Origin of the sequence: Chitinophaga silvisoli (assembly GCF_003412465.1) — a bacterium.
GTDB lineage: Bacteria > Bacteroidota > Bacteroidia > Chitinophagales > Chitinophagaceae > Chitinophaga > Chitinophaga silvisoli.
Genome location: NZ_QTJV01000010.1, coordinates 200,689 through 216,125, shown reverse-complemented (window position 1 = coordinate 216,125; position 15,437 = coordinate 200,689). Strand labels below are relative to the sequence as shown.

The window sequence follows — 15,437 nt, the reverse complement described above, 5'->3', positions numbered from 1 at the left end:
TTTTTTGAATTCATTTTAATTCTCGTAGCTCAGTTCACAATAGAACTTCGGATCATTCGTACCCAAAGCTTCCAGTGCTGAATCACTCAGTTTGATAATCAAACCTGCATTCCCCTTGATCTGCGGAATAGTCTCCAGCACTTTCGCATAGATATACTTACCATTCAGCGGGTTCGTCACTTTTATGATCGTACCTCTCTGCGCGGTGTTGTGCAAAGCATAATATTTTCCGGCAGCAGCATTACTCTTGAACCAGCCTCCAGGACCTTTTTCAGTTGTTGCATTTTTACCATTGCTGGTCTGCTGCATATACAGTGATTCAAATGAAGAACCGGAACTTGCAACAGGCTTAGTCTCTGCGGGAGCAGGCGTTGGCGTTGGTGCCGGTGTTGGTGCCGGTGTATTATTCTCAATCGGCGGTGCCGGGTTGTTATTACTTACCGGAGCGGGTGTATTATTCACCGGTGCAGGTGCAGGAGTATTATTTACAGGAGCCGGCGCAGGTGTCGGTGCAGGCGTAGGCGTAGGTGTGTGTGCCACTGCACCACTACCACCTTTCAGATAACCGATGATTACATAGGTATCTTTCTTAAGGCCATCACCAGACATATTGTTCCACTTACGGATATTATCCAGCGGCACCTTGTTATGATTGAGACTGAGCCGATACAGTGTTTCTGCTGCTTCTACTTTATGATACAGGGGTGCACCACCAGATGCAGCATCTGCCTTCTGTGAGAAGTTCGCACCATTCAGCGGGATCTTGATATTCTGTCCCAGCTGCAGCCCTTTATCTGCAGAAATGTTATTCTCTGCAGCTATATCCTTGATAGGCAGACTGAAGGTCCTGCCCAGGCTATATAAAGTTTCACCTTTTTTCACGGTATGCATTACATACAGGTCAGGAGTAGTACCCTGCACCTGAATGATATCCTGTGCGTAAACGCCTGCTGCTGATAATACAAGTACCGCTAATGTCATGAACGATTTTACCATACTTCGCTGTTTATACCTTTCGGGCAACTAAATTATAAATATTTTGTGGTTTGAAACCTATACGGTATTTCAAGCCTGGATTTCTTTCAGAATACGGAGTTCCTTAGGATAATAATTATTGATACGGTTTGGCAATACTTTGGCCCAGCCCAGCGACATTCCTCCATATTGCATTAACGCCCATCCTTTTAGCGCTACAGTTACATCAGGATCTTCTTTTCTCAGATACTTCAATGCCTGCTCACGGGTCAATTCTACTTTTTGCACATTGCCTGCCACCAGTGGACTCATTGCCAGCTGATGATCCGGTATCAGTTCTTTGGCGGCCAACTGGCCAGCCCTGACACCTGCTTTCCGCAAATATAAGTGCTGCTGCAATACGGAAACAGCTGATTGCATCATTTCAGGTAATAATAGTACCTCGCCCTGATGCTCCATCATATAAATGCCTTCACTATTTTGCAACCAGGGAACGACTTTCTCCCTGTCTTTTTTTGTGACTGCTGTGAGTGTATCACGCTGTTTCTTAGCGCTGTATTCTTCTCCTGATTTTCTGCGGAAGCAGGTTATAAAGAACCCCTCTCCCTGTACTTTATCAGGATAAAAACGATATCCTTCTGCTGCGGTTTTTACAATGTGCCAGTCAGCCTGCAAAGGCACCGGTATATTTTCCAGGTCAAAATTAGCCTGTAACCAATCCATGATCTCCTCATCTTCTGCCCTGCTGTAGGAGCAGGTCGCGTAGACCAGGATCCCTCCTGCTTTCAGGGCAGGCAGTGCATCCGCCAGAATTCTCTGCTGCCGCTGACTACACAGGATCACATTTTCTTCTGACCATTCGCTGATGGCCTCCGGTTCCCTGCGGAACAGGCCTGAACCTGAACAAGGCGCATCTACCACCATCACATCAAAGAAACCGGGCAGTCGGCCAAAATCTCTCGGATCGTTGTTAGTCACCACCACATTGGCAGCTCCCCACTTGGTAATATTGTCTCCCAGCAGGGCGGCCCTTGTCTTGATCACCTCATTGGAAACCAACAGGCTCTCCGGACTGATCAGGGATTGCAACAGTGTCGACTTGCCACCTGGTGCTGCACAGAGGTCCAGCACTCTGAGGGGAGCAGTCAGGTCACATGCCTGTCTTAATACCTGTTCCAGAAACATGGAAGAAGCCTCCTGTACATAGTAGGCCCCTGCGTGAAAATATGGATCAAATGTAAAAGATGGCCTTTCAGCCAGATAATACCCGTCAGTCGTCCATGGGACCCTGCTATACCCATTGGTAGCCAGTTCACCCAGTATTTTTTCTGTCGTGTCTCTCTCCTTTATTTTGTTCGGATTAATACGCAGCGAAGTTACCTTTTCTCCCGCCGCATGTACACGCAAAAAAGCTGCCAAATCCATTTCAGGCAGCGAAATCAGACTATCAATAAATTTTTTTGGAAGCTCCAACCCGCTTTTTGTGGCAAAATACTGAAAATTAAGGTATGATAGGCTTAGATAAATTGGGGCCGGGGTATAACACTGCACTTTAGTTAGTTGGCCTACGGGAGCCTGGTATGATTCTTTGAAAAAAAAGGTGACCTGCTTTACACCTGTGTGATCTCTGCAATCAGCTGCTGCATCACGGCTTTCGCATCTCCAAACAGCATGGCGGTTTTTGGTCTGAAAAACAATTCATTCTCAATGCCTGCATAGCCGGGCTTCATACTTCTTTTATTGACGATCACTGTTTTTGCATGCTCTACTTCCAGGATAGGCATGCCGTAAATGGGCGATGCAGGATCACTTTTGGCAGCAGGATTAACCACATCATTGGCCCCAAGTACCAGCACGACATCGGTGGTATTAAAGCGGGGATTCGCCTGTTCCATTTCCAGTAATTTCTCGTAAGGCACATCTGCTTCCGCCAGTAACACATTCATATGTCCCGGCATTCTGCCCGCTACGGGGTGGATGGCATACCTTACTTCTACGCCTTTTGCTTCCAGCAATACCTCCAGTTCATGACAGGCATGTTGTGCCTGTGCAACGGCCAATCCATATCCCGGTACGATCATTACTTTGTGGGCATAAGCTAATACAACTGCTGCATCTGACAACCCGATTTCCCTGTAAGCTCCCTGCTCTTTACTGCCACTGCCTGTGTTGCTGCCACCAAAACTGCCAATCAATACATTTTTCAGGGAACGGTTCATGGCTTTACACATGAGGATTGTTAGAATAGTACCTGCAGAACCTACCAGGATACCACCTGTGAGCATCACCGGGTTATTGTACAGGAATCCGCCACAAGCCGCTGCCACACCGGTAAAGGAGTTCAGTAATGAAATCACCACCGGCATGTCTGCACCACCGATCGGCAATACAAAAAACACACCGTATAAGAGTGATAACAATAACACAGCCAGCATCCACCACGCCATGGTAACAGGCTGCACACCAATAACGAATGCTGCTATCGCCAGTATTACGATCAACAATATAATATTGAATATATGCTGCCCTTTAAAGGCGATGTCTTTGATTTTCCCGTTTAGTTTTCCCCAGGCGATGATAGAACCGGCAAAGGAAATACTACCGATGATGAGTCCTGCAAATATGATGAGCAAATGCAGACTTGTTGTTTCCGCATTTACATGCTCAAATTCAACGATCGAGATCAATGCTGCACATGCACCACCCATTCCATTGAACAAGCTCACCATCTCGGGCATAGCGGTCATCTTCACCTTCTTTGCAGATACGAGACCGATCACCCCTCCAATTAAGAGTCCGCCGGCTATCCACCAGAAATTATGCAGGTGTTCGCCATTGTGTGTATACAAAAAGATGGTGCCCAGTATGGAGATGAACATCCCTCCTGCCGCTATCAAATTGCCTTTGCGTGCAGTGGCAGGATGGCTTAGCATTTTAAGGCCAACGATGAAGGTAACAGAGCCAATCAGGTAGATCAATGATAACATGGGCTATTTATTTTTCTTTGACTTGAACATTTCCAGCATACGATCGGTCACTACAAATCCACCCACTACATTTAGTGTACCTAAGATGACGGCCAGGAAGCCCAGGATCAGTGCGGGATAATTATCTTTCTCCGCTTCGCCCATGACGATGATGGCACCGATTATAACGACACCATGTATCGCATTGGCACCACTCATCAACGGGGTATGCAATACAGATGGCACCCGGGAAATAACTTCTATACCCAGGAAAACGGAGAGGATTACCACATAGGTCATCTCCATATGTTGTTCAAAAAACGAAAGAATGTCCATTGTGCTGTTATTTTAATACGGCCTGCAGTCTTTCACTGATCACGGCACCTTCGTGTGTGATACAGGCACCTTTAATGATATCGTCCTGCAGATTGTTCACTAACTGGCCATCTTTGATGAGCAGTTGCAGGAAGTTGAATACGTTTTTGGCATACAGTTTACTGGCATCGGCAGGCATGCTGGCTGCGAGATTGGAGTCACCTATAATTGTGATGCCGTTGTGAAATACTGTTTGCTGGTTCTGAGTAAGCGCGGTGTTGCCTCCTGTACCGGCGGCAAGGTCTACGATCACACTACCCGGTCGCATACTGTTGATCATTTGTGCTGTTACCAGCAGCGGTGCGCGTTTGCCGGGAATCTGTGCGGTGGTAATGACAATATCTGCTTTGGTAATACTTGCGGCGATCAGTACTTCCTGTTGTTGTTTGTAATCAGCGGATTGTTCTACAGCATAACCACCGGCCTGCGAGGCATCGGCTGCACCTTCTACGGAAATGAATTTCGCGCCAAGGCTCATCACTTCTTCTCTCACAACGGGCCGGGTATCAAATACCTCGACTACGGCTCCCAGTCTGCGCGCAGTGGCAATGGCCTGTAAGCCTGCTACGCCGGCACCCAGGATCAATACTTTAGCGGGAGCAATAGTGCCTGCTGCTGTCATGAACATGGGGAAGTACCGGCCATACGAGACGGCAGCCAGCAATACAGCTTTATAACCTGCGATATTTGCCTGGGAGCTTAGTATATCCATCGATTGTGCGCGTGTAGTCCGGGGTATATTATCCAGGCTATAAGTAGTAAGACTTTTTGCAGCCCATTGCTGCATAAGATCGTGATGATGTAATGGTTGGTAAACACCGGCCAGGATAGTGCCTGCCCGGAGTAAATGCCAGTCTTCCGGGATCTGGATGCTGCATACCAGATCTGATTGCTGCAGGATATCGGTCCTGGGCATGAGAGCGGCCCCGGCCTGTATATAGGTATCATCGGAATGAAAAGCGGCTGCGCCCGCATCTGGTTCTACCCAAACAGTTACGCCCTGTTTCCCCAGCTGCTTTACTATGTCCGGTACTAAAGAAACCCTTTTTTCTGGTAGCTGTTCTTTTAGAACCCCTATGATCATTCAGTGGAATTTATGTACTGAATTTACGGTTCTTTTTTCCCATAAACAAAAACGCATTTTGTTGAAAAAAAAACCGCCATTTTTCGCTGTTGGAGAGATCAGCGAAAAATGGCGGAGCGAAGCGTACGGCCTGCGGCCGGCTTCATTCAATTCAGAAAAGATATGCTATACCCGTTCAGCTATTCCTTTTGCTGCGGAAATAATGCCTGGAATAGATACTCCTGTTACATAATTGCCGGCTACTATAATACCCGGGTTCCTTACTTCAAATGATTTAATCATTTCTCTCGTGGCGGCAAATCCTACATTTAACTGTGGAATGGCTTTCTGCCATTCACTGAACTTTTGTAATTCAGGCGCTGTCGTCAATCCCAGCAATTCCATGAATTCTTTCACGACCGTCGCCTGCAATTGGGTAGCGCCTAACTGATCGAACAGGGATTCCTGCTGAGCACCACCTACGAATACGGTAAATAATACCTTCCCTTCGGGTGCCCTGTTTGGAAATACTGCAGAATTACAGATTGCTCCCAGGAAATGTTTCTTTTCTGCATGTGGTACGAGGAAACCAAAGCCTTCCGGAATTTTATCCTTCGCTTCTTTTCCAAAACCAAGATGCAATACTCCCATATGTGGATAATGCAGTGCTTTCAGGGTGTCGGACAAGGATGCGTCCAAGGCAGCCACGGCACCTGCGGTAGCATAAGCAGGGGTTGTGAAGATCACATGCCCTGCATTCAGCATCTGCGTTTGTCCATTTTCTTCGTACTGCACAATATAATCAGTCGCACCTTTGGTAATTCCGGTCACCTTACACCCCATTTTGACAGGTGTGTGCAGCAGGGAGACCAGTTTCTCCGGCAATACCTGGTTGCCGCCTTTGAAAGCAATGATCTTACGACCACCCATATCGCCTTTGCTCTTCATCATCCCCCTGGTGACACTGCCGTAGGTCTTTTCCCATTTCGGCAACATGGGCAGCACTTCCTGGATAGATAATTTATCAGGGTTACCGGCATAGATACCGGACAGCACAGGTTCAAACACATACTCCATGATCTCCGCACCAAAACGACGGGTCACAAAAGATGATACGGATTCTTCCTGCGTAGTTTTATCTGCTTTGCGGAAGCTCTCTGTGAACAATCGCCACTTGGCGCCGCCGCTTACATATTTGGAACTGATTATTTTCACCGGGTTGGGCGAAATACTGTGTAACTGGCCGTTTCTAACGAGGAAACGATTCTTGCTGGCAGCTGTGGCTTCCATCACTACATCTTTCAATCCGATTTCAGTGAGGAACGACAACGTGTCCGGCGTAGCACCAATAGAGTTAGGTCCTGCATCCAGCTCATAGCCATCGATGTGCAATGAGCGGATCACGCCTCCGGCCTTATCTCCTGCTTCCAGTATCTGATAAGGGATTCCTTTTTTCTGTAACTCGTAGGCGACAGTGAGCCCGGCTATGCCGGCGCCTACAATGATAACAGGTTGATGTGTATCCATGATTAATTATTGGCTTGCAACGCCCCCATCCATTTCACGATTGCCGCCACCCAAAGTGGGTGGATATTCAAACAGGGGATCATAGTGAAACTATCTCCACCGCTACTGATAAAAGAGTGCTTTCCTTCCACCGCTATTTCTTCCAGCGTTTCGAGGCAATCGGATACGAAAGCCGGGCATGCTACCAGCAGGCGTTTTACGCCCTGCTTAGGCAATTCTTCCAATTGTGTGGCAGTGTAGGGCTTGAGCCATTCTTCCCTTCCGAGTCTGGACTGGAAAGATACACTCCACTTCTCCCGTGGAATTTTCAGTTTTTCTGCTACCAGTTCTGCAGTAATATGTACCTGATGACGATAACAAAAATCATGTGCAGGAGAGTCTACATGACAGCAATCGGCTACCTTCAGGCAATGCTTGCCGGTGATATCACCTTTGTGTATATGCCTTTCCGGTACCCCATGATAACTGAACAGCAGGTGATCAAAGTCCTGCGATACGTAAGGACGCATGCTCTCTGCCAGTGCATTGATGTAATCAGGTTCTTTATAATAAGGAGGTACTACCGTGAGCCTGAACGGGTACTTCTTCTTTTTGTGTACGCTCTTCGCGTGCTCCACTGCCGTTTCATAGGATGACATGGCATAGTGTGGATACAGCGGCAGCAATACCACCTCTTTCAGGTTCGGATTCTTCTTTAATAAGTTTTCGTAGGCTGCTTCCTGAGATGGATTTCCATAACGCATGGCTATTTCTACCGGCATGTCCAGGTCGTGTGTGACTGCATTCTGCAATTGCTTTGTCAATACAATCAGGGGCGAGCCTTCAGGCCACCAGATAGACTGATATGCCTCAGCGGACTTCGGCGCGCGCCGGGGTACTATGATACCTTTGATGAGCAGTAAACGGAACAGGTAAGGGTAATCGATCACCCTTTTGTCCATCAGAAATTCATTTAAATATCGCTTAACATCAGGTACTGCGGTAGAATCCGGTGAACCTAAGTTCATCAGAATGATTCCTATATCAGATTTAGCTTCCATTCGACTCTTTAAAAATTGATGCAAATGTAATAGGTTTGGTGCCCTGTTAATGTCATACAATTGTTGAAATAACGGGTAGTGACCGATTTTGCGTTTTAATGACCCAACAGCGTCAGCGATCACTGTCCGGGAGAATGGCCTGTGGCCCGGTTAAAACTAAAACCTGGCCAGTACCCAACAACAGGCCAGGGCGTATATGATCAAAATTAATACACAAACTGACAAAAATCATTTTTCTGCTAATACTGATCACCATCAGTGGAAATGACTAACTAATGACAGCCTGAAGCCTGATGTTGCACTCTATGAATGTATTTTTGCACCGGAAGCTTATAATAAACAATGCAGGGTAGTCAATCAAAGGATATAGCCCACTATCATATAGTTGGTATCAACTATAAAAAGACAGATGCAGCTATAAGGGGGTCGTTCGCAATCAATCAGGCACAATACGGGCAATTGCTCGAGCAGGCAAAAACTGCGTACCTCGATGATGTGTTCGTACTCTCCACTTGTAACAGAACAGAGATCTATGGCTTTGCTGAAGATCCACAACAACTGGTAGAAATGGTGTGTCGCCAGACAGAAGGCGATTGCAACCTCTTCAGCCAGCTCTCCTATGTTAAATCAGGCGAAGAGGCCATCAAGCACCTGTACCAGGTAGGTACGGGTCTCGATTCTCAGATCCTGGGTGACTATGAAATTATTGGTCAGATCCGCAACGCAACAAGATTCGCAAAAACCAACGGATGCCTCGGCGGTTTCCAGGAGCGACTGGTGAACAGCGTACTGCAGGTATCAAAACTGATTAAGAATGAAACCGCCCTCAGTGCCGGTACCGTATCTGTCGCTTTTGCCGCTGTACGTATGCTGGAATACAAGGTGCCGGACATCCTCAATAAAAAGATTTTACTGGTAGGTGTAGGAAAAATAGGCCGCAATACCATCAAAAACATGATGGATTACCTCGGTGTAGCAGATGTGACCCTGGTAAACAGAACACTGTCTGTGGCTGAAGATTTTGCCAAAGAGCATGGCCTCCGCTATGCTCCCTACGAAAACCTGAAGGAAGAACTGAACAGAGCCGATATTATCCTGGTTGCCTCCAATGCACCGGAACCGAATATCCTCAAACAACACTTTGAAGGGTCAGGTCCCAAACTGATTATCGACCTCTCCATCCCTTTCAATGTGGCACCGGAAGTCGTTGAACTCCCTCATATCTCCCTGGTAAACGTGGATGAGCTGTCCAAAATACAGGACGAAACATTGCAGATGCGGCAGCAGGAAGTGCCAAAAGCACTTTCTATTATCGAGGAGCACATGAATGAGTTTCTCTACTGGTACAAGATGCGTAAGCATGCTGTGGTACTCAAAGCCGTGAAAGATAAGCTGCAGGAAATTCATACCAAAGAAATTCAACAGCAGAAAAACGGCGCACAATATAAACTGGAAGATATGGAAGCTGTCTCGTCACGTATCATCCAGAAAATGATCAACCTGATGGCTGGAAAAGTGCGCCGTGAAACAGATAAAAGTGATCAGTACATCTCCATGATCAACGATATTTTCGAGGCAGGAGTTAAGCAGGATTAATCATAATGAGTAAAGAAATCAAGATCGGCACAAGGGAAAGCCAGCTCGCACTGTGGCAGGCTAATAAAGTTAAATACCTCCTGGAAGCACAGGGATATACTACTGTGCTGGTGCCCATAAAAAGCGAAGGCGATATAGACCTCGTCACTCCACTGTATGAGATAGGCGTACAGGGCATATTTACAAAGAGCCTTGATATTGCATTGCTGAACGGAAAAATAGATATTGCCGTACATTCACTCAAAGACGTTCCCACTCAACTGCCCACAGGTATTATACAGGCTGCGGTACTCGAAAGAGGCCCTGTTAAGGATCTGCTGGTTTATAAAACAGATACGACCTTCCTGGATCAGCCGGACTACATTGCGAACATCGCTACCAGTAGCGTACGCCGCAAAGCACAATGGTTACGTAAATATCCACAGCACCAGCTGCACAACCTGCGTGGCAATGTAAATACGCGCCTGCAGAAACTGGCCAATGAAAACTGGGATGGTGCCATCTTTGCGGCCGCAGGCCTGGAAAGGATTGGTGTACGTCCAGCTACTTCTGTTGAAATAGACTGGATGCTGCCTGCTCCTGCTCAGGGTGCTGTCGTATCAGTATGCCGTGAAAACGATGATTACTGCCGCCAGGCCCTGGAAGCATTGAATGATCTTCCTACTGCACTCTGTACCCGGATTGAACGCGACTTTTTACGCGGATTGATGGGTGGTTGTACTACACCTATCAGTGCATATGCATCTATTAAAGATGGTGTGGTACACTTTAGTGGTGAACTGTGTAGCCTGAACGGAGACCAACTGCTGAAAACAGAAACCGCCGCCCCTTTGGATGCTGCTGCATCTATCGGTATTAACGCTGCAAAAACGATTCTCAATAATGGAGGAGATCAAATCGTAGCACAGATAAAAAATGCAAGGTAATTACCGCATATTAAGTACAAAAGATTTGCCGGCATCCTTGCTGGAATCGGCGGCCCAACAAGGCTTTGAAATCACTGTACAAGCTTTTATCCGTATACAGCCTGTTATCACCACCACACTAAAGGAAGAAATCAGTCAATTACTGCAGGTCTATCCAGTCTGTGTATTCACCAGTGCACATGCTGTAAGCAGTATGCAGGATTTTGCACAACCTGCACAAATATATTGTCTGGCCGGGGCTACGCTGGATGCTGTGAAAGCCGCTTTCCCAAAAGCATCCATCCTGGCAACAGCGCATGATGCGGCTGCATTGGCGGCAAAAATCCAAAACTCGCCTGTATTGTTCTTTTGTGGTAACCAGCGTCGTGATGAATTGCCTGATCTGCTCGCGCAAAAAGGTATTACATTAAAAGAAGTAATTGTGTATGAAACCATCGCCGTGGAATCTGTACTGGATACGGATTTTGACGGGGTGCTCTTCTTCAGCCCCAGCGGCGTTCACAGCTACTTTGCTGCCAATCATACAAGGAACAACACTATCTGCTTTGCCATCGGAAACACCACCGCACAGGCACTGAAAACATATACCGGCAATATCGTAGTCAATCCCGGCAAACCTTCTGCCGCACAACTGGTACAAACTGCAATAACTTATTTTAACAATCATAATTAAGACTAATGAACGCATTAAAGAATGACCTTTTACTGAGAGCTTTACGCGGAGAAAAAACGGAACGTACACCTGTATGGATGATGCGCCAGGCCGGCCGTTATCTCCCTGATTACATCAAGCTGCGGGAAAAATATTCCTTCTTTGAACGCTGTATGAAACCTGAACTGGCTACAGAAATCACTGTGATGCCTGTACACCAGGTAGGCGTAGATGCGGCCATTATCTTTTCCGATATTCTTGTAGTCCCTCAGGCTATGGGTCTCGAAGTACAGCTGATCGAAAAGACAGGCCCTGTTTTACCGGATCCAATCAGGACGATTGAAGATATGAAGAGAGTATGTGTGCCTGATGTAAATGATAAACTGGGTTATGTATTCGATGCCCTGCGCATGACCAAACAAGCTTTGGATGGTGCAGTTCCCCTGATCGGCTTTGCTGGTGCCCCCTGGACCCTGCTCTGCTATATGGTACAGGGTCGTGGCTCCAAAACCTTTGATGGTGCCAAGCAATTCTGTTATCAGCAACCTGCTGTAGCACACCAGCTGCTGCAGATGATCACCGATACGACAATCATCTATCTGAAAGAACAGGTGAAAGCCGGTGCTGACCTGGTACAGATCTTTGATTCATGGGGTGGTATGCTGAGCCCTGAAGACTTTGAAGTATTCTCTCTCCAATACATGCGCCAGATCGTGGCTGCTTTGAAAGATGTGTGCCCTACCATTCTCTTTGCAAAAGGAGCCTGGTTTGCACTGGAAGAAATGGCTGCAACCGGTGCCCATGGCCTCGGTATAGACTGGTGTATCAAACCTGAACTGGCCAGGCAATTTGCTGGTCCGAACGTAACTTTGCAGGGCAATTTCGACCCTGCCAAATTACTGGCACCCATTCCTGAAATTGAGAAAGCGGTGAAAAACATGCTGAAAAGTTTTGGTGGCCACAGGCATATTGCTAACCTGGGACACGGCATCCTGCCAAATGTTCCGGTTGATCATGCAAAAGCATTTGTTGAGACTGTAAAAGCGTACTAATGAGCGTTAAAGAAAAATTCATTCCTTTTATACACCAGCTGCAGGATGATATCTGTGCAGCACTGGAGAAGATAGATGGGAAAGCTACTTTCCGCGAAGATCGCTGGGAACGCCCTGGTGGCGGTGGTGGGAAAACCCGCGTGATTGCAGACGGGAATGTGTTTGAGAAAGGTGGGGTAAATACCTCGGTAGTAGAAGGTGAATTGCCTGAAGTAATGGCGAAACAGTTTGGTGTAAGTGGCGGACAGTTTATGGCCTGTGGGATCTCACTGGTGATCCATCCGCTGAATCCTTATGTACCTACTGTACATGCTAACTGGCGCTACTTTGAGCTGTATGACGCTGCAGGTAATATTAAGGATAGCTGGTTTGGTGGTGGTGCAGACCTTACCCCCTATTACCTGGATGAAGAAGATGGCAAACACTTCCATCGCACATTCAAAAATGCCTGCGATCCTTTCGGCACCCACATATATCCGCTCTATAAAAAACAATGCGATGAATACTTTGTGAACAAACATCGCAACAATGAGACGCGTGGTATAGGTGGTATTTTCTACGATTATTTACGCCCCGATGCCGGCAGAACTGCGGAGGATTTATTTCTTTTCTCCAAAGCTACCGGGGAGGCATTTATCCATGCTTACCTGCCGATCGTGGAAAAGACAAAAGACTTACCTTACACTACTGCTAACAAAGACTGGCAGGAATACAGGAGAGGTCGTTATGTAGAATTCAACCTGATCCATGACAGAGGTACCTTATTCGGCCTCAAGACGAATGGCAGAATTGAATCTATCCTAATGAGCTTACCACCCAGGGCCCGCTGGGAATACGATTATCACCCGGCACCAGGTAGCCCGGAAGCCAAAATGGTGGAGTACCTGCAACCCCGGGAATGGGCATAAAATTGCTAACACAAAAACAGAGATATTATGATTCGCCGTAACAGAATTTTGAGAGCTAATCCCGCCATACGTGCTATGGTTGCGGAAACGATTTTAAGGCCGAGCGATTTCATTGCCCCCCTATTCGTTGTAGAAGGGAAGGGCGTAAAAGAAGAGATCATTTCCATGCCGGGCTATTTCCGGTATTCACTGGATCTGATTGTGACAGAGGTAAAAGAACTGTGGAGCCTGGGTGTGAAGAGTGTACTGCTGTTTGTAATGGTTCCTGACAACCTGAAAGATAATAAAGGTACAGAAGCTGTGAATCCGGACGGATTGATGCAGCGCAGTATCAAGGCCATTAAGGATGCGGTACCAGGTATCGTAGTGATGACGGATGTAGCATTGGATCCTTACTCCATCCATGGCCATGACGGTATCGTGGAAGGTGAGCAGATTGTAAATGATGCGACTGTAGAAGTACTGACCCGCATGAGTCTGAGCCATGCACAGGCAGGTGCCGATTTCGTAGCACCAAGTGATATGATGGACGGCCGTATCCTGGCTATCCGCAACATTCTGGAAGAGAATAATTTCACGAACACAGGGATCATGGCATATAGTGCCAAATATGCATCCTGTTTCTATGGGCCATTCCGCGATGCACTGGATTCTGCACCAGGTTTTGGTGACAAGAAAACGTACCAGATGGATTATGCAAACTCCACAGAAGCAATCCTGGAAACACAGCAGGATATAGAACAGGGCGCGGATATTGTAATGGTAAAACCAGCACTGGCTTACCTGGATATTATTCGTATACTGAAAGATACTGTACATGTGCCAATCAGTGCCTATCATGTGAGCGGCGAGTACGCTATGATCAAGGCAGCAGCACAAAAAGGATGGCTGGACGAGAACAAGACAATCCTGGAAACGCTGACCAGCATCAAGCGTGCAGGAGCAAGCCTGATAGCTACTTATTTTGCGAAAGACGCAGCTAAATTATTACAATAAACAGCTTTAACTACCATGTACGAGCAAAGCAAGAAACTTTTCGACCAAGCTAAAAATGTCATTCCCGGTGGTGTGAATTCTCCTGTACGCGCATTCAAAAGTGTAGGTGGTACCCCCATTTTCATGAAGAGTGCTAAAGGTGCATACCTCTACGATGTAGATGGCAACAGATACATTGATTATATCAACTCATGGGGACCAATGATCCTGGGTCATGCTTATGAACCGGTGATTAATGCCATCCAGGAATATGCAGGCTATTCCACTTCCTTCGGTGCGCCGACAGAACTGGAAACTAAGATTGCGGAGCTGATCGTAAGCATGGTACCGAACATTGATATGGTACGTATGGTGAACTCTGGTACAGAAGCCTGTATGAGTGCTATGCGTGTGGCCAGGGGTTATACGGGCCGCAATAAGTTCGTCAAATTCACGGGTAACTATCATGGTCATGCCGATGCTTTTCTTGTAAATGCAGGCAGTGGAGTAGCTACATTAGGTATACAATCTGTGCCGGGGGTTACGCAAACTGTTGCAGAAGATACCTTGACCGTTCCTTACAATAATTTACCGGCTGTGGAAAATTTAGTGAAGGAATATCCGGACCAGATAGCAGCCATTATCGTAGAACCGGTAGCAGGCAACATGGGCTGTATCCTTCCCCAGCAAGGGTTTTTAGATGGGCTCCGTTACATCTGTGATGAGCACAACATCCTGCTGATTTTTGACGAGGTAATGACCGGTTTCCGTTTGGCCAGAGGAGGTGCGCAGGAACTGTTCAATATTAAAGCAGATTTGGTTACCTTTGGCAAGATAATTGGCGCAGGGATGCCTGTAGGTGCCTTCGCCGGACGTAAGGAAATCATGGAAAATGTAGCACCGGCTGGTAAAGTCTACCAGGCTGGAACATTGAGCGGCAATCCTATAGCCATGATAGCTGGTTATACACTGTTGCAGACGTTAAACGACAATCCTGACATCTACCGGCAATTGGCAGAAAAAACAGCATACCTCTCAGGTGGTTTACAATCAGTATTAAATGCGGCTGGCATCGTTCACCAGGTAAACAGCATTGGTTCAATGCTTAGTGTGCATTTCGCAGAATATCCTATTATTGATTTTGACGCAGCCTCCGGTGCAAATAACGAATTATTCAAGCGTTTCTTCCATTCAATGCTGGAAAAAGGTATTTACCTGCCACCATCCGCATTCGAAAGCTGGTTCATAAGTAATGCTTTGACAATCGAAGATCTGGACGAAACAATTGCAGCTGCTAAAAGTTCAATTGCGTCCCTGAAATAGTTAACAATTCAAATCCTGTGCAGAGTGGAAAAACGCCCCGGTCAAGTCGGGGCGTTTAT

At 46.8% G+C, this 15,437-nt stretch carries 14 protein-coding genes; 7 read left to right on the top strand and 7 right to left on the bottom strand.

Annotated features, from left to right (window positions below):
• Positions 1-15: 15 nt before the first annotated feature.
• From DXN04_RS35655 to hemH, 7 genes are all read right to left on the bottom strand, one after another.
• A complete protein-coding gene (locus DXN04_RS35655) occupies positions 16-996 on the bottom strand; it encodes a LysM peptidoglycan-binding domain-containing protein (RefSeq protein ID WP_116856184.1) in 981 nt (326 codons plus the stop codon).
• A gap of 69 nt (positions 997-1,065) precedes the next feature.
• Positions 1,066-2,448, bottom strand: coding sequence for a methyltransferase RsmF C-terminal domain-like protein (locus DXN04_RS25225; protein ID WP_116856183.1), 1,383 nt, complete (start codon positions 2,446-2,448; stop codon positions 1,066-1,068).
• Positions 2,449-2,585: 137 nt separating this feature from the next.
• The gene (locus tag DXN04_RS25220; RefSeq protein WP_116856182.1) at positions 2,586-3,962 is read right to left on the bottom strand and encodes an NAD(P)(+) transhydrogenase (Re/Si-specific) subunit beta; all 1,377 of its coding nucleotides are present in this window, start codon (positions 3,960-3,962) and stop codon (positions 2,586-2,588) included.
• A 3-nt stretch (positions 3,963-3,965) separates the two neighbouring features.
• Positions 3,966-4,277, bottom strand: coding sequence for an NAD(P) transhydrogenase subunit alpha (locus DXN04_RS25215; RefSeq protein WP_116856181.1), 312 nt, complete (start codon positions 4,275-4,277; stop codon positions 3,966-3,968).
• A 7-nt stretch (positions 4,278-4,284) separates the two neighbouring features.
• Entirely contained in the window at positions 4,285-5,400 is a 1,116-nt protein-coding gene (locus DXN04_RS25210) for a Re/Si-specific NAD(P)(+) transhydrogenase subunit alpha (RefSeq protein ID WP_116856180.1), read from the bottom strand.
• A gap of 165 nt (positions 5,401-5,565) precedes the next feature.
• Positions 5,566-6,906 carry a protoporphyrinogen oxidase gene (gene hemG / locus DXN04_RS25205; protein WP_116856179.1) on the bottom strand — a complete coding sequence of 447 codons (1,341 nt, stop codon included), beginning with the start codon at positions 6,904-6,906 and terminating at the stop codon, positions 5,566-5,568.
• A gap of 2 nt (positions 6,907-6,908) precedes the next feature.
• Positions 6,909-7,946: a ferrochelatase gene (gene hemH, locus DXN04_RS25200; RefSeq protein WP_116856178.1), complete on the bottom strand. Its 1,038-nt coding sequence runs from the start codon at positions 7,944-7,946 to the stop codon at positions 6,909-6,911.
• Positions 7,947-8,288: 342 nt separating this feature from the next.
• Here hemH and hemA point away from each other — a divergent pair, with 342 nt between their 5' ends.
• Genes hemA through hemL form a run of 7 tightly spaced genes read left to right on the top strand, consistent with a single transcriptional unit; the run spans position 8,289 to position 15,378 of the window.
• Complete coding sequence (hemA, locus tag DXN04_RS25195; RefSeq protein ID WP_116856177.1) at positions 8,289-9,542, top strand: glutamyl-tRNA reductase; 1,254 nt, start codon at positions 8,289-8,291, stop codon at positions 9,540-9,542.
• Positions 9,543-9,547: 5 nt separating this feature from the next.
• Entirely contained in the window at positions 9,548-10,468 is a 921-nt protein-coding gene (gene hemC, locus DXN04_RS25190; RefSeq protein WP_116856176.1) for a hydroxymethylbilane synthase, read from the top strand.
• On the top strand, positions 10,458-11,141 hold the full coding sequence (locus tag DXN04_RS25185; protein ID WP_116856175.1) for a uroporphyrinogen-III synthase: 684 nt from the start codon (positions 10,458-10,460) through the stop codon (positions 11,139-11,141). The genes hemC and DXN04_RS25185 overlap by 11 nt, the downstream gene beginning before the upstream one ends.
• Positions 11,142-11,146: 5 nt before the next feature.
• A complete protein-coding gene (hemE, locus tag DXN04_RS25180) occupies positions 11,147-12,172 on the top strand; it encodes a uroporphyrinogen decarboxylase (protein WP_116856174.1) in 1,026 nt (341 codons plus the stop codon).
• Positions 12,172-13,080, top strand: a complete 909-nt coding sequence (hemF, locus tag DXN04_RS25175; RefSeq protein ID WP_116856173.1) for an oxygen-dependent coproporphyrinogen oxidase — start codon at positions 12,172-12,174, stop codon at positions 13,078-13,080. The genes hemE and hemF overlap by 1 nt, the downstream gene beginning before the upstream one ends.
• 27 nt (positions 13,081-13,107) lie before the next feature.
• Complete coding sequence (gene hemB / locus DXN04_RS25170; RefSeq protein ID WP_116856172.1) at positions 13,108-14,076, top strand: porphobilinogen synthase; 969 nt, start codon at positions 13,108-13,110, stop codon at positions 14,074-14,076.
• 15 nt (positions 14,077-14,091) lie between these two features.
• Positions 14,092-15,378 (top strand): glutamate-1-semialdehyde 2,1-aminomutase, encoded by a 1,287-nt coding sequence (hemL, locus tag DXN04_RS25165; protein ID WP_116856171.1) that lies wholly within the window; start codon positions 14,092-14,094, stop codon positions 15,376-15,378.
• The last annotated feature ends 59 nt before the right edge of the window (positions 15,379-15,437 follow it).